Raw genomic sequence first — 18,375 nt, forward strand, 5'->3', positions numbered from 1 at the left:
ATCAAATCGTGTCCGAAATTGCGTCAGTTCAGGCTGTTCCGATAGTGGTAGCGCGAGGTCAGGTACAGCCCGCGACGCATCTCGACGGGGCGGTCGCCGTAGGTAAACGAGGTGCGCTCCACCTGTAGCAGCGGCGTGCCCGGCGCAACGCCGAGCAGCTCGGCCTCTGGGGCGCCGGCGGCAACCGCCCGGATTTTCTCGTCCGCCCGGATCATCCGGACGCCGAATTCGCTTTCGAACAAACCATACATCGGGCCCTTGTATTCGGCCAGACGTTCCGCCGTCAGCCCCTTGAACAGCGTGCCAGGCAACCAAATCTCATCGATCACGGTAGGCACGTCGCCGAAGGAAAGCACCCTTCGGACCAGCACCACGCTATCTCCCGCGCGCAATTCGAGCACCTTCGCCACTTCGGCCGGCGCGCGCAGGCGCCGGCACTCGAGGAAGCGGCTATGGGACCCCTGGCGCTTGCCATCGTCCGGCGCCAGCCGCAAGAAGCGGAACCGCACGCGGTCTTCGTGGTGGGTAGCGACAAACGTACCCTTGCCTTGGCGGCGCAGCAGGATGTGGTCGGCCGCCAGCTCATCGATGGCCTTGCGCACCGTCCCCTGGCTGACCTTGAAACGGGCTGCCAGGTCGAGCTCGCTGGGAATGGCCTCTCCGGGCTTCCACTCGCCACGGTCGAGGCTTTGCAGGATTAGGGCCTTGATTTGCTTGTATAACGGGGTGAAAGCCGCCCCCGGCGCTGCCTGGTCGCCGGCCGCAGGCGCGCCCGCGACGGCGGGTGCGTCGGACGTGGCTGACATGCAGGGATGGTGCGGCTTGATCGGCATGGCCCGGATTGTGTCACAGCGCAAGGCACGGTGTCCAACCAAATGGCGGCAATCTTATGTCTTATATAAAACATAAGATAACTTTATTGACGGCAAAATCCGATTTTTCTAAACTCGGCGGATTATGCCCATCCACGCTCGCCGCGCCGTCCGCCGCCCCCTGGCACTCCGCCGCTTTCCCATCGTGGATGCGGGCTGTCCGCCCCGCCCACTGCTTCCTCGTGCATCGCGCCGGGCCCACCCCGCGTGGAGTTACACTGCGCGTGGCGTCACCATTCCTACTCACCATCCGCTTCGGAGACTTACATGACCAAGCCCGCAATGCGCGTCGCCGTCACCGGCGCCGCCGGCCAGATCGGCTACGCCCTGTTGTTTCGTATCGCCTCCGGCGAAATGCTAGGCAAGGACCAGCCCGTCATCCTGCAATTGCTGGAAATTCCTGACGAAAAAGCCCAGAAGGCCCTCAAGGGCGTCATCATGGAGCTGGAAGACTGCGCCTTCCCGCTGCTGCAGGGAGTCACCGCCCACAGCGATCCCATGACCGCCTTCAAGGATGCCGACGTGGCCCTGCTCGTGGGCGCCCGTCCCCGCGGCCCGGGCATGGAGCGCAAGGATCTGCTGACCGTCAACGCCCAGATCTTCACCGCGCAAGGCAAGGCGCTGAACGCCGTCGCCAGCCGCAACGTCAAGGTGCTGGTGGTGGGCAATCCCGCCAATACCAACGCCTACATCGCGATGAAGTCGGCGCCGGACCTGCCCGCCCGCAATTTCACCGCCATGTTGCGCTTGGACCACAACCGCGCCCTCACGCAACTGGCTTCCAAGGCCGGCTGCGCGGTCAGCGACATCGAGAAGCTCATCGTCTGGGGCAACCACTCGCCCACGATGTACCCCGACTACCGCTTCGCCACCATCGCCGGCAAGCCCGCCCTCTCGGTGGTCAATGACGACGAATGGAACCGCAACGTATTCATCCCGACGGTCGGCAAGCGCGGCGCCGCGATCATCGACGCCCGTGGCCTGTCTTCCGCCGCGTCGGCCGCCAATGCCGCCATTGATCACGTGCGCGACTGGATCCTGGGCAGCGACGGCAAATGGGTCACGATGGGCGTGCCTTCGGACGGCTCGTACGGCATTCCCGAAGGCATCATCTACGGCCTGCCCGTCATCACCAAGAACGGCGAATACGCGATCGTCAAGGATCTCGAGATCGACGCTTTCTCGCGCGAGCGCATGGACCTCACGCTCAAGGAGCTGCTCGAGGAGCGCGACGGCGTCAAGCACCTGCTGTAAAGCGGCTTTGCGCCTCGGCCGCCCCGGCACGACCGGGGCGTTGCAGGCTGCGAAGCGCAAATCGCCGCTCGCAGCTTAGTGCGAGAACGGGGCCGCATGTTACTGCCCCCGCCCGCGCCGGCCACGGAAGCACATGAGTACGCTATCGTTCTCGTGTGCTTTTTTTTCGCCCCGGACACCGCTGTCTGAAGAACCCTACCGATCATCCCGCGCCATGAAACACCCATCCGAAGTCTTACACGCATCGGGCAAAGCGCCCGTCGTCCTCCCCGTCTGCGACCACTACGCCGGATCCGAAAAGCTCATGCAAAAAAGCCTCGAGCGGCAGGCCCAGGCCGGTCCGGTCTTCGACGTGACGCTCGACTGCGAAGATGGCGCCGCCGTCGGCAAGGAGGCCGAGCACGCGGAGATGGCCGCGCGCTTGGCTGCCAGCGACGCCAACCGGTACGGCCGCGTGGGCGTCCGCGTGCACGACGTGAATCATCCGTCGTTCATCAGCGACCTCGAAATCCTGATCGGCATCGCCGGCCACAAGCTCGCCTATATCACCGTCCCCAAGGTCAACTCGGCCAATGACGCGCTGAATGCGGCCGAATCCGTCGAGCGCATCGGCATGGAAATGGGGCTCGACCGAAAAATCCCCGTCCACGTGTTGATCGAAACGCACGGCGCACTGCGCGAAGTTTTCCGCATCGCCGCCCATCCCGCCATCGAATGCCTGTCCTTCGGCTTGATGGACTTCGTCTCTTCGCACCGAGGCGCCATCCCGGCCCATGCGCTGACCGCCGAAGGCCAGTTCGAACATCCCTTGGTTGCCCGCGCCAAACTCGAAATCGCGGCGGCCTGCCATGCCTACGGCAAGGTGCCTTCGCACAACGTCGTCACGGAGCTGAACGCGCCGGAAGTCATTGCCCGCGCAGCGCAACGCGCCGGCCGCGAATTCGGCTATACGCGCATGTGGAGCATCCACCCTTCGCAGATCGACCCCATCGTCGGCGCGCTGTCGCCCAGTGCCGAGGACGTCGAGGACGCCGAGCGCATCCTGCTGGCCGCCGCCCGTGCCGACTGGGGGCCGATACGCGACGGCGATCCCCAGCGTGGCAGGCTGCACGACCGGGCGAGCTACCGATATTACTGGGACGTGCTGCGGCGGGCGCACGCGGCGGGCGTGAGCTTGTCCCCCGAAGTCGAACGACAGTTCTTCTCGTAGCGGGCGCTTTTCGGATGCGTATCGCTTGAAGGCGCCGGCCGCCGCTAGGCTCGTAAGTCGCCTTCGAGCGCCGAGGCCAGCAAGGCCATGAAACGTTCGACGACCTCTTCGCGGTTGCCGTCGGACGTTCCGGCCATGTGCGGCGTGATCAGGAAGTCTTCGCAAGTCCAGAGCGGATCATCGGCCGGCAGCGGCTCGGCGTCGAATACGTCCAGGTGCGCATACCGGACCAGGCCGCGCTCGTGGGCCACCAGCAGCGCGCGTGTGTCGACGATGGGCCCGCGCGCGACATTCACGAGGCAGAGCGGCCTCTCCACCCGCAGCATGCGGAGCGTGTCCGCATTGAACAAGCCCTGGGTAGCTGCCGACAGCGGGCAAGCGATGAATACCCAGTCCACTTCGCCCACCCATTTGTTGAATACCTCATAGGCGGCTGTCGGCCACCCCTGCGCGACCGGCTCCCCGCTCTGGCGCAGCACTCGGCAGCGTACCCCGAGCTGGCCCAAGAGCATGCCGATGCGTTGACCGATCGCTCCCCACCCCACCACCATAGCCTCCAAGCGGTGCAGGGCCCGCACCGCGTCGTGCGACATGGGCTGCCAGTGTCGCTGCAGTTGCTGGCGGCGCGCGACATGCAGTTGGCGGGCGAAATAGAGAAAGCTCGCTATCGCCGTCTGGGCCACGGCACCGGCATTGGCGCCTGCGGAATTGGTAATCCGCACGCCCCGGCTGCGCAGGTCGTGGTAGATGCGCCGGTCGGTGCCGGATGCATACGTGTGGACCCAGCGTAGCCTGGGAGCGGCCAGCATGGCTTCGTAAAACGCGGCGGTGGCGGGCGCGAGCCACGTATCGGTGGACGGCCAGACCACGTCCCGCGTCACGAAAGCCGCGTCCGCTTGGGCGGCATCCTGCAAATGAAGCAGTTTCACCCTACCGGGCCAGCGCCTGAGCACGCCCGCCTCGACCAGCTCCTGCCCTCCGCGCTCGGAACAAAGAATGTTCATCGCCTCACTTCTGCAATGTCATGAGGAATTGCCTGCGGTCCGCGACCTCCTTCTCGACGAATTTCTGTAACTCAGGCTGGGGCAACGGCAGCCTGTCCTGCATATTCTCACGCATGAACGCCTGCCAGGAAGGGCGTTTTTCAACATCCTCGAGCGCGCGGACGAGCTTGGCCGTCACATCCGGCGGCGTCCCCTTCACGACCATGACGCCGCGCCACAGGGTTTCGACCACATCGTAGCCCTGCTCGACGAAGGTGGGAATGTCCGGAAAGAACTCGCTGCGCGATTCGCTACTGATGCCGAGCAATCGCACGTCGCCGCTCCGGATCTGCGCCATGGCGGTACTGGGAGTGATCACCGCGGCGTCAAGGTGCCCGCCCATCAGCGCCAACAGAGCCTGGTTGCCACCCTGGTAGGGAACCCATGTGGACTTGAACCCGGCCTTCTGTTCTAGGCGATACAGGACGTACTGATGGAATCCGGCGGTGGCGAACCCTCCGATGTTCACCTTGTCCGGCTGGCGCTTCAACGCTTCGACCAGATCCTTCATGCTATGGAACGGACTGTCTTTGCGCACGGCCACGCTTGACGGTTCGGTTTGCAGCGCCCGCAGGAAAATGAAATCGGACGGGTGGAAACGACTGCCCTTTTCCGCCATGAGGAAGGAGGTCGAACCCGTGGCAGATACGACGGTGTAGCCGTCGGCCGGTGCATTGAGCGCCATGTTCATACCCACCGCACCCGTGCCGCCCGGGCGGTTTTCCACGACTATCGTCTGGCCCAGGATTTCTCCCAACTCTTTGGCGAGCGCCCGCATCATGGTGTCGAGCGGCGAACCGGCGGCCGAGGTAGTGATGAAATGCAGAGAGCGCTCAGGCCATTGCGCGGCGGTGGCCGCCCAGCTCGTCATGCACAACCATCCTGCTACGACGCAGGTTCCCAACCATCGGCTAATGGAATACATGTCGTGTCTCCTCGTGTCGTTGCGTTAGGTGGCAGGTGCCCCTCTTTCAAAAGGTTGCGGCCGTATCGTCCTCGCTATGGCGCAGGCTGCGGGTGGGATAGGGCTTGGCCGGCATGGCGCGCAGCACTTGCTCGTCGATGTCGAGTCCCAGCCCGGGCAATTCGGGAATCTCGATGTAGCCGTTCACCGGCTTGAGCGCCTGCGGCGACACGCGCTGGGAAAACTCCTCGAAAGGCACGAAATATTCAGTGATGGTGAAATTGGGCATGCAGGCCGAGGCATGCACGGTGGCCGACAGCGAAAGCAGCGTCGAGTTGTAGTTATGGGGCGAGACGGCGATCATTTCGGTTTCCGCCTGCGCCGCGATGAAGAGCAGCTCCAGGATGCCGCCGCAGTTGGAGACATCGGGGTTGATGATGTCGGCCGCGCGACTCCGGAAAACACTACGGAAGTCGGCCCGGCCGTAGAGCGCCTCTCCCGTGACCACGGGGATGGTCGTAGCCGCGCGCACTTCCTGGATCGCTTCCATGTTTTCCTTCTGGCAGGGCTCTTCGATCCAGTACGGGTTCAACTCTTCCAGGCGTTTGGCCAATTCGATCGCATGCACGGGTGCCAGGCGGCGATGCAGGTCGAGCAGCAGCTCCACGTCCGCCCCCACTGCATCGCGCACCGCCCGTACGACGGCCACCGCATGCTGGATGTGCTCGCGCGGGATGTAAGTGCGCCAAGGACGGGGCAGCGGATCGAACTTTAGCGCGGCGTGGCCGGCTGCCACCACCTGCTCCGCGGCGCGGGCGTAATCATCGGGCGTCTTGAGCTTGTATCCCCATCCGTTGGCGTAGACACGCACGCGATCCCGGCAGCGGCCACCCAGCAACCGGTAGACGGGTTGCCCCACTAGCTTGCCCACCGCGTCCCACATTGCCATTTCAATGCCCGACAAGGCGCTCCAGAACTCCAGCGACGACCTGCGTTGTGCATAGTCGTCGAAAGCGATCTGGCAGAAGTAGCGGATATTGAAGACGTCGCGCCCGACCAGGTAGCGGAGCAGTTCGCGCGCCTGCGCTGCGACGGCTTCGTCGCGGTCGTACTGGCTATAGCTCTCCCCCCAACCGACCGTGCCGTCCTCCAATTCCAGGCGAATGAACAAGAGGTTCTTGCGCCATCCGGGATGCACCGGCAGGCATTCAGCTTTGCGTACTTTCACGGGTTGCCTCTTCCTCTGGTTGGACATGGCGAGCGTACGCAAGGCTCGGTAATTTGAAAACGATATGGATATGAGATAAACCTATATCAAGTTTGAATCCCCTGGGCCTGGTAGAGCATGAGCAAATCATTGGAGCTGCGTCACCTGCGCGCCATCCTCGCAACCGCGGAGCGGGGGTCCGTGCATCAGGCCGCTGGTACGCTCGGTACCTCCCAGCCCGCCCTGTCACGACTGCTGCGTGAGGCCGAAGAACGCTTGGGTGCGCGCCTGTTCGAGCGCTCGGCTCTGGGCAGCCGGGCCACCCCGGTAGGGGCGCTGGCTGAGCAGGTTGCGCGGCGCATCGCGGCGGACGTCACCCGGCTACACGATATGGCCCGAAATGGACGCTGGCATTTACGGGTGGGGTGCATTCCCCGTGCGCTCGACCTGATCGTTCCGGCATTGCTGCATCGCTTGCCCGGTGACCTCGCGGACCAGGTCGAGATCGATTTGCGGGAGGACGACAGCCTCACTCTCATTGCCGGCCTGACCCGGGGGGACCTGGATCTGGGCATTCTGTCCCTGTTCGGGGAGACCCCCCCCGATCTGGTCTGCCGCAAGCTCTACATGGACCGTAACGTGTTCGTCTGCGGAACCCCTGGCCCGCCGCTTCCGCCAGGGCGGCTCAGTCCGCAGGCGTTGGCGCAGCACCCTTTTGCCGCACCGGCGCCGGGCACGCCCTCCCGCCTCGAATTCGATCGCTATTGGCAGCACCACGACGTCGCTCCCCCAGCCTGCCGCATGGCAGCCAGAACCTATGACGCGATCGCCAGCCTGTTATCCGGCACTCCCCTCCTCGCCGTCATGCCGCGCCATGTGGCGCATCGTCATGCCCGCAGCGGCGGCCTGCGCATATTGGAAGTGGAGCACCCGCTGCCCGAACGCCCCATTCACGTCGTTTGGCCCAGGCACGCGCTGCAACCCGCCACGGATCAGTTGGTCGAGCTGATTCGCCCCCTCCCGCGGCGCATGTCTCGTCCCCGGTCGCAGGCAGGTCGCCGCGCCGGCGAAGGCGGTCACTGATCGTTCAAACTGGCCTTCGCGGCCTGCTCCGGTGTCAGGCCCTCATAGAACTGGTCCGTGAACCATTCTGCTTCTTGCTCGATGTAGGCTTGTGCTTCCTCGCGGCTGGCCCCCGCGGCCACGAGCAGGCCTTCGACGTCGGCACACCATTGCAGGAGGGCTTGCAGGTCAGGATCATTTTGGTCGGCAGGCATGATGCCCTCCATGTTGGTGTCTCGAGGCGGCAATGCGGGTGCAGCGGGTCGCCCTGTGCCGCGCGGCGACGGCCATTCACGGCACTGCGCCTTACGGCCAGGGGATTTGGTAGTTCAGCACGGCGGAAACAGAGCGGCCGGCGCCCGGCGTGCAGGTGTCGGTATAACAATACGCCGCGTATTGGCTGTCGAACAGGTTGTTTGCACTGGCCCGTAGTTTCAGCCCTTTCAGGGAGGGGCTGAGGCGGCTGAAGTCGTAGTTGATGCCGGCATCCACCAAGGTATACGAAACCGCGAGCCCTGGCTGCCCGTATCCCGCATAGAGGGCCCCTGCCCGCCCCACCCTGCCGTCCAGGCTCAAGCCGGCCAGCGCGCCGCGGGAAACGGCATACCGGGCACCGAGTGAGAAGCGCTGCTCCGACACCTCCGGATAACGATTGCTCAGCAGGTTCGCATAGGCATCGTCGCTCGCGCGCCGAACCGCGGAATTGATCACGGCATAGCTCGCCACGAGGTTCAAGCCCTGCAACGGCTCCAAGCGGCTTTCGACCGTCGCGCCACGAATGCGCAATTCGGCCCAGGCGCGGCAGCCCGCCACGGCGCACCCGGCTTGCGCATCGCTGACTTGCGAATTGTTCTGGATCTGGTTGAACGCGGTGACCGTCATCAACTCCCCGAGGGCCGGCGGCTGGAAGCGCACGCCTGCTTCGTACTGCTGGCTTTCCGCGGAAGCGGCGGCCGCCGTGCGGGGGGCATAGCTTTGCGAGTAATTCACGTAAGGCGCGAGCCCGCTGTCGAACTGGTAGCGCAATCCCAGGCGGGCGCTGTAGACGTCATCCTCCTGGATGCCCGTTCCGCCGTCGGTCGAGGTCAGGTCTATGGTGCGATGGGTGTTCTGGTCGCGCCTCCCGACCATGGACACCGTCCATTTGTCGTATTGGATCTGGTCCTGGACGAAAAATCCCAGGTTGCTTTGCTCAGTGAACGAGCGCGTGACGACGCGGGGCTGGCCGATGGCCGTGCCGTAGGCCGCATCGAAAATGTCGAGCGAAGGCGACGGCGCCAGCCCGCTTTCCTGGATGTCGCGGGACTTGAGATAGTCGAAACCGAATTTGACCTGGTGACGCAAGCCTCCCGTCGCGAAACTGGCCTGGGCGTGCGTGCCGACGTGGAAAGTTCCCAGGCCCGGACCGATGGCGTCCTGCCCGGCTACCGGCGATCCCGTGATCCAGTCGACCTTGGGTTGGTTTTCGGCACGACCGTAGCGCACGCTTTGCTTGACGACCCACGTGTCGTCCAGCTTCTGTTCGAACTCGTAACTGGACGGTCGGCTGGCGCGCGGCTGTCCGTAGACCGGGACGGTCCCCCTGAGGTCGACGGGCGAGGCAGCATGGGGATTCCAGCCGGGCGTCGTTGGGGCTTCGATCGAGCCGGCATCGGTCACCGCGTAAGCGATGGCGACCGGAGTATGAGGCAACTCGGGTTCTGGGGCAGCCGCCCCGCGTGCGCTGGCTGCGGCCGGCGGCGCGACAGGCGGCGTTTCCGGCTCATGCAGGGAGACCGCGGGCGTGCAAGCTGCCGCGGCGAGCAGCGCAGCCGCCAGCGTCGCCCACCGTAAAGGTCGATCGCGAAATGAAAAACGACTCGAAAATCGAGAAACCATGCTCATCGCTATCGGCCACAACGGACGGCATGGTCGAACCGCGGGCACGCTGCGCACGCGGCCAGGAATGGCGTCAAGGCACTAGGCTTCCTGGATCCATGCCATTTGTATGGCTTCGAGAATCTTTTCCCCGGATCGTTTCGGATCATCGTCGAAGCCGGGAAGTTCCAACACCCAGTTGTGCAGATCCGTAAATCTCACTCGAGACGGGTCAACGTCGGGGTGTGCTTCGGCCAAGGCGGTGGCAATCTCGTAGATGTCCGTCCATTTCATCCGATTTCTCCGGATCAGCGCCAAGCCGAGAGCCGGCAAGGCCAACATAGCGTCGGGGACGGGCCGGCGCAACGGAAATTTCCGGGAAGGTGCCACCCTTCCAGTTTAACCGCCCCCGCGCGCAGCGGCGTCGCTCGTCAGTGGTTCTCGCTGGCGTGATTGATGGTGTACTTGGGAATCTCGATCGTCAGGTCGGCATCCTCGATGATGGCCTGGCACGAGAGCCGCGACGTGGAAGTCAGGCCCCATGCCTTGTCGAGGAGATCTTCCTCATTGTCGCTAGCTGCCTCGAGGGAAGAAAAGCCCTCGCGCACGATGACGTGGCACGTCGTGCACGCACACGAGAGTTCGCAGGCGTGCTCGATGGGAATGTCATGCTCGAGGAGCACCCGGCAAATGGACTGGCCCGAAGGAGCATCTTCGATGACGGCGCCCTCGGGGCAAATTTCGGGGTGCGGAAGCACCGTAAGTTTAGGCATGATGACTACCTGATACTGGAGCGGCGAACGGCTTTATGCGATTTCGTCGAGGCGCCGGCCCGACAAGGCCCGGCGTATGCTGCGATCCATCCGGCGGGCGGCGAAATCTTCGGTAGCGCGGGACAGCGCTTCCACCTGGGCGCGCACCGCGTCGCTGTCTTCGCCCTCGGCTGCCGCCGCCGTCCGGTCGAGTTCGGCGCGTATCGCCGCCAATTCGTCCTCGTTCAGCAGGTCGGCGTCGGCCTGCAACGCCGATTCCACCGACTCGACGAGACGCCGGGCCTCTACCTGCTGCTCGCGCAGCGCCCGCATCTTCATGTCGACCTCGGCGCTCTTCATGCCATCGGCCAGCATGGCGGCGACTTCCTCATCCGACAAGCCGTACGAGGGCTTGACCGACACCGAAGCCTCTACGCCGGAACTCTGCTCGCGGGCCGTGACGCTGAGCAGGCCGTCGGCGTCGACCTGGAAGGTCACCCGTATCCGCGCAGCGCCCGCCACCATCGGCGGAATTCCCCGCAGCTCGAAGCGGGCCAACGACCGGCAATCGGAAACGAGTTCCCGTTCGCCTTGCACCACGTGGATTGCCATGGCAGTTTGGCCGTCCTTGAATGTGGTGAAGTCCTGCGCGCGGGCAATGGGTATGGTGCTATTGCGGGGGATCACGCGTTCGACCAGCCCGCCCATGGTTTCCAGTCCCAGCGAAAGCGGTATGACGTCCAGCAGGAGCCAATCTCCGTCCGCAGTACGGTTTCCGGCGAGAAGGTTGGCCTGCATGGCGGCCCCCAGCGCAACTACTTGGTCGGGGTCGAGGTTGATCAGGGGTTCGGTGCCGAACAGCTCTGCAACCATGTTCCGCACGATGGGCATGCGCGTCGCCCCGCCCACCATGACTACGCCCTTGATGTCTTCGACGCTCAGGTCGGCGTCGCGCAACGCGCGGCGGGCGCTCGACAAGGTGCGGGTGACCAGGGGCTTGGCCAGCGCCTCGAAGTGCTCGCGGCTCAGTTTCAACGCGACGTTTCTTCCGCCGGACAAAGCTACCGACAGCTCGGCCTCGAGCGCGTCCGTCAAGGCTTCGCGCGTGCGGCGCGCGGCAACCAGCAAAGCCCGACGGTCTTCCGGCCCGAGCTCGCCGAGCTGCGATTCCTGTGCGGCCCAAGCCGCGATGGCCGAATCGAAGTCGTCGCCCCCGAGCGCGGTGTCGCCACCGGTCGCGATGACTTCGAAGACGCCCTTGGAAAGGCGGAGAATGGAGATGTCGAACGTTCCGCCGCCAAGGTCGTAGACCGCATAAATCCCCTCGGCCGCGTTATCCAGCCCATAGGCGATCGCCGCCGCCGTGGGTTCGTTGAGCAGCCGCAATACATTCAGGCCGGCCAGCCGGGCTGCGTCCTTGGTAGCCTGCCGCTGCGCATCGTCGAAATAGGCCGGAACCGTGATCACCGCCCCCACCAAGTCGTCGCCGAGCACGTCTTCGGCCAACTGGCGCAACTTGGCCAAGATCTGGGCGGATACCTCGACCGGGCTCTTGTCTCCCTGCACCGTGCGTATGCGCACCATGCCGGGCGCGTCCACGAACTCATACGGCACGCGCAGCTTTTGCACGTCGGCCAAGCCGCGCCCCATGAAGCGCTTGACCGACACCACCGTGTTGTGTGGATCTTCGGCCTGGGAGAGCAGCGCCTTGCGGCCGATCACGACCTCTCCCCCGGGCAGGTAGCGCACTGCCGATGGCAACAGGGCGTGCCCCTCCTCGTCGCGTAGGACTTCCGCCATTCCGCTGCGTACGGAGGCTACGAGCGAGTTGGTCGTGCCCAGGTCTATCCCCACCGCCAAGCGGCGCTGATGGGGAGCTTCGGACATGCCGGGTTCGGCTATCTGCAAGAGCGCCATGCGTTCCTATATGTCAGTCTTGTTCCGCGAGAGCTTCGACGGCCGCGTCGATCTCCTCGGAGAATTTCTCAATGAACATCCACTCCCGCACGCGGGCGGCGGCAGCGGCGTAATCGTGCTTGCGGTCCAGCAGTTCTTCGACCTCGGCCATCATGGAGCGCCGCGCCGCAGCCAGTTCGCCCGCCAGCGCTTCAAGCGCGGCCGTATCCCGCGACGCACGCGCCTCGCTGAGCGCTTCGCGCCACTCCATCTGCTGCATGAGGAAAGCAGGCGTCATGGCCGTGTTGGTCTCGACTTGCAAGTCGACGCCCGCGCGTTCGCACAGATAGCGGGCGCGCGCGAGCGGCGACCGCAGCGTCCGGTAGGCCTCGTTGGCCCGCGACGCCCATTGCATGGCGACCCGCCTCTCCTGGGCGGACCCGGCGGCATGGCGGTCGGGGTGAACCCTCGCCTGGACTTCGCGCCATGCCCGGTCCAGCGCGTCGCGATCGACGGCGAAACCGGGCTTCAGGCCCAACAGTTCGAAATGGTCCAGTTCTTTTTGCATCACACGGTGAAAGACTCACCGCAACCGCAGGACGCCTTTTCGTTGGGATTGTTGAATTTGAAGCCTTCGTTGAGCCCTTCACGCGCGTAATCGAGCTCGGTGCCCGCCAAATAAGGAAGGCTCTTGCGGTCGACGACCACTTTCACTCCCTGGCTCTCGAACACCTCGTCGTCGGGCTGGATTTCGTCCACGTACTCGAGCTTGTAGGCCAGGCCCGAGCATCCCGTGGTGCGCACGCCCAAGCGCAAGCCTATGCCTTTGCCGCGCTTCTCCAAGTAGCGGTTCACATGCCTAGCCGCGCGTTCGGTCAACGTTACCGACATGGCTCCCTCTTAGCTGTTTCCGTGCTTGGCACGGTAATCGTTCACCGCCGCCTTGATGGCGTCCTCGGCCAAAATCGAGCAGTGGATCTTGACCGGCGGCAACGCCAGTTCTTCGGCGATTTGCGTGTTGCGGATGCTGAGCGCCTCGTCGAGCGTCTTGCCTTTGACCCATTCGGTCACGAGAGAGCTCGACGCAATCGCGGAGCCGCAACCGTAGGTCTTGAAGCGAGCGTCTTCGATGATGCCCTGTTCGTTGACCTTGATTTGCAGCTTCATGACGTCGCCGCAGGCGGGAGCGCCCACCATGCCCGTGCCGACCGACGCGTCGCTCTTGTCGAACGACCCGACGTTGCGGGGGTTTTCATAGTGATCGATGACTTTTTCGCTATAGGCCATGTCTTTCTCCTGGCTCAGTGTGCAGCCCACTGCACCGTATTGATGTCGATGCCGTCCTTGACCATCTCCCACAGCGGAGACATTTCGCGCAGCTTTTCGACTTTGCTGCGGATCAGTTCAACGGCGAAATCTATTTCCTCCACCGTCGTGAAACGGCCGAGGGTGAAGCGGATGGAGCTGTGCGCCAGCTCGTCACTGCGGCCCAGGGCGCGCAGCACGTACGACGGCTCCAGGCTGGCGGAAGTGCACGCCGAGCCGCTGGACACGGCCAGTTCCTTGACCGCCATGATGAGCGACTCCCCTTCCACGTAGTTGAAGCTGACGTTCAGGTTGTGCGGGATGCGCCGCTCCATGTCACCGTTGAGGTACACCTCTTCGATGGTGGAAAGTCCGGCCCACAGGCGGTCGCGCAACATGCGCACCCGTTCGTTCTCGGTCGCCATTTCTTCCCGGGCGATGCGGAAGGCCTCGCCCATGCCCACGATCTGGTGCGTGGGCAGCGTGCCCGACCGCATGCCGCGCTCATGCCCGCCGCCGTGCATCTGCGCTTCGATGCGCACGCGCGGCTTGCGCCGCACGTACAGCGCGCCTATGCCTTTGGGGCCGCACATCTTGTGCGCGCAGAACGACATCAGGTCAACCTTTAGCTTGGCCAGGTCGATCACGACCTTGCCGGTGGCCTGTGCCGCGTCGACGTGGAAAATCACGCCCCGCTCGCGGCAGATCTCGCCTATGGACTCGATGTCCTGGATCACCCCGATCTCGTTGTTGACGAACATGACCGAAGCGAGGATGGTGTCGGGACGTATCGCGGCCTGGAAGGCGTCGAGGTCGAGCAGCCCATTCTCCTGCACGTCGAGGTACGTCACCTCGAAGCCTTCGCGCTCGAGCTCCCGGCAGGTATCCAGCACAGCCTTGTGCTCGGTCTTGACGGTGATGATGTGCTTGCCGCGCTCGGCATAGAAATGCGCCGCACCTTTGATCGCCAAGTTGTCTGACTCGGTTGCGCCCGAAGTCCAGATGATTTCACGCGGGTCGGCGTTGACGAGCGCCGCCACCTGCTCCCGCGCCGTTTCCACCGCCTTCTCGGCATCCCAGCCGTAGGCGTGGCTGCGCGAGGCAGGATTGCCGAAGCGCTCATACAGCCAGGGCACCATGGCGTCGACCACGCGCGGGTCGACCGGCGTGGTGGCGGAGTAGTCGAGATAAACCGGTGTTTTGATCATGACATCACAACCTTCATTGTCTAGGAAACCGCAACCGCGTCAGGCCGCGGCGGAGGACTCCGTGGCGCCGGAGCGCCGGTCCACCAGGACCGACTTCGCAGCATTGGCCTCCTGCAGTTCTCGCATGCGCTGCTGATCGACCAGGTCCTGCAGGGAAACGGAATCCAGGTACTCCACCATCTTGCGGTTGAGCGTGGCCCACAGCTCATGCGTCATGCACTTGCCGGACTTGCCGTCGTTGCCGCGCGTGCAGTCCTGCTTGCCGCCGCAGTCGGTGGCATCCAACGGCTCATCCACGGCAAAGATGATGTCGGCGACCGTGACGTTCCGCGCCAGCTTGGCCAGCGAATAACCGCCGCCGGGCCCACGCATGCTCTCGACCAATTCGTGTCTGCGCAACTTGCCGAACAACTGCTCCAGATAGGACAGGGAAATGTTCTGGCGCTGGCTGATGGCGGACAGGGTAACCGGACCGCTGTGCTGGCGCAGCGCCAGGTCGATCATCGCCGTCACGGCGAAACGTCCTTTGGTAGTTAGTCGCATTCGAGACCCCTGAAGTGACTCTGCCCCTGCATGCATGCGCCGCCATTGCGGAGGATCGCGCACCGCCGGTGGCGGCCTGCTGCGCTGCAGCCGGGGGCAAGTCTTGCCGATTCAAGCATCGCGGGAAACGCGGTCGTTGCTCCACGCAACGGGCAATTCCTTAGCGATTTGCTCAAGTATATCGAATTCCCGAATGTTTTTCTAGGGATTTGTCGATCGGGGCTCGGGGAGGGAGACATCGGGCGCCCCTTTGCGGCCGGGGTGCCCGCCGGCGGCAAAAGGCCGGCGAAACAAGGCCCGGGGTGACCGGGCCTGCAACAATGAAGGGAATGGCCTAGTAGGAAAGGATGACGACCGGAGACGGGGCTCAGGCAGCTTGGTATTGCGTCGCGCGCTTGCGCACGACTTCAAGCAGGCCCTGGCAGGCGTCCTCGATGTAATCGAGCACCTTGGCAAAACCCTCGGGGCCGCCATAATAGGGATCCGGAACCGTTGCTTCTTCGTACTCGTTGGCAAAGCGCATCAGCAGCATCAGCTTGTGCTGATATTGCTTGGGAGCCTGCTGCTGCAGCAGCGACAGGTTGTCCCAATCCATGGCCAGGATCATGTCGAATTCCCGGAAGTCGTCGACACGGATCTGGCGCGCGCGGATTTCGCTGATGTCGTAGCCTCGCTTCCGGGCGGCAGCCTGCATACGGGCATCGGGAGGCTCACCGATATGGAAGGCGTGAGTCCCGGCCGATTCTATACGGACAACGTCGGAAAGACCGGCATCTTTCACCATGCGGCGAAATACGCCCTCTGCGCTCGGCGAGCGGCAGATGTTGCCCATGCACACAAACAGTACCTTGGTCATCATGTCCGAAAGTGTGCGGGAAAACCCCGGATAGTTCAAGCTTTTTTTATAAGCTCATGAAAAAATGGTGCATTAAAAACTCTTTAAGAATCATAGCCTTATGACGTGCTTGCTAGGGAACCGGCACCATATCCGCACGCGCTGCACTTTTGTGGTATAGCCACGGATCCCCAACTCGAGCACGCAGCTGCACCAATATGGTGCAAAAATATTTCGCGTTGCACAAGGGCATCCGCCCTTCTTCAAGCGCCCCCGTCGGGCGCAGAGAGCGCCTCCTCGTCGGCATGCCGGCCGCCCGCGCCGAAGAGCTTTTCCTTGAGCGCGAGCAATTGGTCGCGCGCCCGGGCGGCTTTTTCGAACTCCAGGTTGCGGGCGTATTCCAACATGGCCTTCTCCAGCTTCTTGATCTCTTTGGCGACTTGCTTCTCGCCCATCGCCTCGAGCTTGGCGGCATCCCCCGTGCCTGCGCTCGGCGTTTCCGGCGGCACGTAAACGCCGTCGATAAGGTCGCGGACCTCCTTCTTGACGCCCTGGGGCACGATGCCGTGCTCTTCATTGAAACGCAGCTGCTTCTCGCGCCTGCGCGAGGTCTCGTCCAGGGCGCGCCGCATCGATTCGGTGACGGTGTCGGCATAGAGGATCGCCTTGCCGTTCAGGTTGCGGGCCGCCCGGCCTATGGTCTGGATCAGGCTCCGCTCGGAGCGCAGGAAGCCTTCCTTGTCGGCATCCAGGATGGCCACCAGGGACACCTCCGGAATGTCCAGCCCCTCGCGCAGCAGGTTGATGCCGACCAAGACGTCGAACGTCCCCAGGCGCAAGTCGCGCAGGATTTCCACCCGCTCGACCGTGTCGATGTCGGAATGGAGGTAGCGCACCTTGATGCCGTGGTCCGTCAGGAAGTCGGTCAGGTCTTCGGCCATGCGCTTGGTGAGCGTGGTGATCAGCACCCGTTCGTTCTTGGCCACGCGCAGGTGGATTTCACCTAGCACGTCATCCACCTGGTTCAGCGCCGGCCGGACCTCGACGACCGGGTCGACCAGCCCGGTAGGACGCACCACCTGTTCGACGATTGCGTCGGCGTGGCGTTTCTCGTAATCGGCGGGCGTGGCCGAGACGAAAATGGTCTGGCGCATCTTCGCCTCGAACTCCTCGAACTTCAGGGGCCGGTTGTCCAGCGCCGACGGCAGGCGGAACCCGTAATTCACCAGCGTTTCCTTGCGCGACCGGTCGCCTTTGTACATCGCCCCCACCTGCCCGATCGTGACGTGGCTCTCGTCGATGATCATCAGCGCGTCCGCAGGCAGGTAGTCCACGAGTGTCGGAGGCGGTTCGCCCGGCTTGGCGCCGGAGAGGTGGCGCGAGTAGTTTTCGATGCCTTTGCAGAAGCCAAGCTCCTGGAGCATTTCCAGGTCGAAGCGGGTACGTTGTTCGAGGCGCTGGGCCTCGACCAGTTTTCCGTTGTCGACGAAGAACTTGACGCGCTCCTTGAGCTCCTGCTTGATCGTCTCGATGGCGCGCAGCACCGTGGCCCGCGGCGTGACGTAATGCGACCCCGGATACACGGCAAAACGCAGGATTTTCTGCCGCACTTTGCCTGTGAGCGGGTCGAATAGCTCCAAGGTTTCGATCTCGTCGTCGAACAAAGTAATGCGCAGCGCCAGTTCGGCATGTTCGGCGGGAAACACGTCGATCCGCTCGCCTCGCACGCGGAACGTGCCGCGGAGGAAGTCCGTGTCGTTCCGGGTGTACTGCATCGCCACCAGGCGCGCGATGATGTCGCGCTGCCCGATGCGGTCGCCCGTCCGCAGCAGCAGTACCATGTTGTGGTAGTCGTCCGGATTGCCGATGCCATAGATGCAGGAAACGCTCGCCACGATGACGGTATCGCGCCGTTCGAGCAGGCTTTTGGTGGCCGACAGCCGCATCTGCTCGATGTGCTCGTTGATGGACGAGTCCTTCTCGATGAACAAGTCGCGCGTAGGCACGTAGGCCTCGGGCTGGTAGTAGTCGTAGTACGAGACGAAATACTCCACCGCGTTGCGGGGGAAGAACTCGCGCATTTCGGCGTATAGCTGTGCGGCCAGCGTTTTGTTCGGGGCGAGGATGATCGCCGGCCTTCCCAGGCGGGCGATCACGTTGGCCATGGTGTAAGTCTTGCCCGAGCCGGTCACGCCGAGCAGGATCTGGTACATCAGGCCGTCCTCGATGCCTTCGCAAAGCTGGTCGATGGCCGTGGGCTGGTCCCCGGCCGGCGGATACGGCTGGTAGAGCTGAAACGGGCTGCCTTCGAACGTGACGAAGCCCGGCTCGAAATTCTTCGCCTCGGCGGCGGCCGCCACGAGTTCCCGCGCCTCGGCTGCGGCCCGCAGCCCTTCGGAAGAGGTAGTCTGCATGCTAGACTCTTGT

The 18,375-nt window shown here is 63.8% G+C and carries 19 protein-coding genes; 3 read left to right on the forward strand and 16 right to left on the reverse strand.

The genetic code is table 11. The features are described from left to right. Window positions 1-23: 23 nt before the first annotated feature. Window positions 24-806: a GntR family transcriptional regulator gene (locus Q0319_RS09505; RefSeq protein WP_299451983.1), complete on the reverse strand. Its 783-nt coding sequence runs from the start codon at window positions 804-806 to the stop codon at window positions 24-26. Between the two features lie 333 nt (window positions 807-1,139). Here Q0319_RS09505 and Q0319_RS09510 point away from each other — a divergent pair, with 333 nt between their 5' ends. Both Q0319_RS09510 and Q0319_RS09515 read left to right on the forward strand, forming a co-directional pair. Beyond that, a complete protein-coding gene (locus tag Q0319_RS09510) occupies window positions 1,140-2,126 on the forward strand; it encodes a malate dehydrogenase (RefSeq protein WP_296471227.1) in 987 nt (328 codons plus the stop codon). A 214-nt stretch (window positions 2,127-2,340) separates the two neighbouring features. Further along, on the forward strand, window positions 2,341-3,336 hold the full coding sequence (locus Q0319_RS09515; RefSeq protein WP_296471229.1) for an aldolase/citrate lyase family protein: 996 nt from the start codon (window positions 2,341-2,343) through the stop codon (window positions 3,334-3,336). 44 nt (window positions 3,337-3,380) lie between these two features. Here the strand turns inward: Q0319_RS09515 and Q0319_RS09520 are convergent, their stop codons facing one another. The 3 genes from Q0319_RS09520 to Q0319_RS09530 are packed head-to-tail and all read right to left on the reverse strand — an operon-like array spanning window position 3,381 to window position 6,511. Next, window positions 3,381-4,340, reverse strand: coding sequence for an NAD(P)-dependent oxidoreductase (locus Q0319_RS09520; RefSeq protein ID WP_299451986.1), 960 nt, complete (start codon window positions 4,338-4,340; stop codon window positions 3,381-3,383). 4 nt (window positions 4,341-4,344) lie between these two features. After that, a complete protein-coding gene (locus Q0319_RS09525) occupies window positions 4,345-5,304 on the reverse strand; it encodes a tripartite tricarboxylate transporter substrate binding protein (RefSeq protein ID WP_299451988.1) in 960 nt (319 codons plus the stop codon). A 46-nt stretch (window positions 5,305-5,350) separates the two neighbouring features. Next, window positions 5,351-6,511, reverse strand: a complete 1,161-nt coding sequence (locus Q0319_RS09530; RefSeq protein ID WP_299451990.1) for a mandelate racemase/muconate lactonizing enzyme family protein — start codon at window positions 6,509-6,511, stop codon at window positions 5,351-5,353. A gap of 117 nt (window positions 6,512-6,628) precedes the next feature. Here Q0319_RS09530 and Q0319_RS09535 point away from each other — a divergent pair, with 117 nt between their 5' ends. Beyond that, entirely contained in the window at window positions 6,629-7,573 is a 945-nt protein-coding gene (locus Q0319_RS09535) for a LysR family transcriptional regulator (protein ID WP_299451992.1), read from the forward strand. Here Q0319_RS09535 and Q0319_RS09540 read toward each other — a convergent pair. The 12 genes from Q0319_RS09540 to uvrB form a co-directional block, all read right to left on the reverse strand. Continuing rightward, a complete protein-coding gene (locus Q0319_RS09540; protein WP_299451994.1) occupies window positions 7,567-7,767 on the reverse strand; it encodes a hypothetical protein in 201 nt (66 codons plus the stop codon). The genes Q0319_RS09535 and Q0319_RS09540 overlap by 7 nt on opposite strands. Before the next feature lie 91 nt (window positions 7,768-7,858). Continuing rightward, window positions 7,859-9,430, reverse strand: a complete 1,572-nt coding sequence (locus tag Q0319_RS09545) for a TonB-dependent receptor (RefSeq protein WP_299451996.1) — start codon at window positions 9,428-9,430, stop codon at window positions 7,859-7,861. Between the two features lie 81 nt (window positions 9,431-9,511). Next, complete coding sequence (gene iscX, locus Q0319_RS09550) at window positions 9,512-9,703, reverse strand: Fe-S cluster assembly protein IscX (protein WP_296469325.1); 192 nt, start codon at window positions 9,701-9,703, stop codon at window positions 9,512-9,514. Window positions 9,704-9,840: 137 nt separating this feature from the next. After that, complete coding sequence (gene fdx, locus Q0319_RS09555) at window positions 9,841-10,182, reverse strand: ISC system 2Fe-2S type ferredoxin (protein ID WP_296469327.1); 342 nt, start codon at window positions 10,180-10,182, stop codon at window positions 9,841-9,843. Window positions 10,183-10,215: 33 nt separating this feature from the next. Beyond that, window positions 10,216-12,078, reverse strand: coding sequence for a Fe-S protein assembly chaperone HscA (gene hscA / locus Q0319_RS09560; RefSeq protein WP_296469329.1), 1,863 nt, complete (start codon window positions 12,076-12,078; stop codon window positions 10,216-10,218). 13 nt (window positions 12,079-12,091) lie between these two features. Then, window positions 12,092-12,625 (reverse strand): Fe-S protein assembly co-chaperone HscB, encoded by a 534-nt coding sequence (gene hscB / locus Q0319_RS09565; RefSeq protein ID WP_296469339.1) that lies wholly within the window; start codon window positions 12,623-12,625, stop codon window positions 12,092-12,094. Next, entirely contained in the window at window positions 12,625-12,948 is a 324-nt protein-coding gene (gene iscA, locus Q0319_RS09570; RefSeq protein ID WP_296469331.1) for an iron-sulfur cluster assembly protein IscA, read from the reverse strand. Before iscA ends, hscB begins: the two co-directional genes overlap by 1 nt. Window positions 12,949-12,957: 9 nt before the next feature. Then, entirely contained in the window at window positions 12,958-13,344 is a 387-nt protein-coding gene (iscU, locus tag Q0319_RS09575; protein WP_296469333.1) for a Fe-S cluster assembly scaffold IscU, read from the reverse strand. A gap of 14 nt (window positions 13,345-13,358) precedes the next feature. Continuing rightward, complete coding sequence (locus Q0319_RS09580) at window positions 13,359-14,570, reverse strand: IscS subfamily cysteine desulfurase (protein ID WP_296469335.1); 1,212 nt, start codon at window positions 14,568-14,570, stop codon at window positions 13,359-13,361. Between the two features lie 39 nt (window positions 14,571-14,609). Continuing rightward, a complete protein-coding gene (locus tag Q0319_RS09585; RefSeq protein WP_296469337.1) occupies window positions 14,610-15,113 on the reverse strand; it encodes a Fe-S cluster assembly transcription factor in 504 nt (167 codons plus the stop codon). A 367-nt stretch (window positions 15,114-15,480) separates the two neighbouring features. Then, the gene (locus Q0319_RS09590) at window positions 15,481-15,972 is read right to left on the reverse strand and encodes a low molecular weight protein-tyrosine-phosphatase (RefSeq protein ID WP_296469341.1); all 492 of its coding nucleotides are present in this window, start codon (window positions 15,970-15,972) and stop codon (window positions 15,481-15,483) included. A gap of 239 nt (window positions 15,973-16,211) precedes the next feature. Then, window positions 16,212-18,362 carry an excinuclease ABC subunit UvrB gene (gene uvrB, locus Q0319_RS09595; protein ID WP_296470573.1) on the reverse strand — a complete coding sequence of 717 codons (2,151 nt, stop codon included), beginning with the start codon at window positions 18,360-18,362 and terminating at the stop codon, window positions 16,212-16,214. Window positions 18,363-18,375: the final 13 nt, after the last annotated feature.

Source organism: uncultured Pigmentiphaga sp. (assembly GCF_937950555.1).
GTDB lineage: Bacteria > Pseudomonadota > Gammaproteobacteria > Burkholderiales > Burkholderiaceae_B > Pigmentiphaga.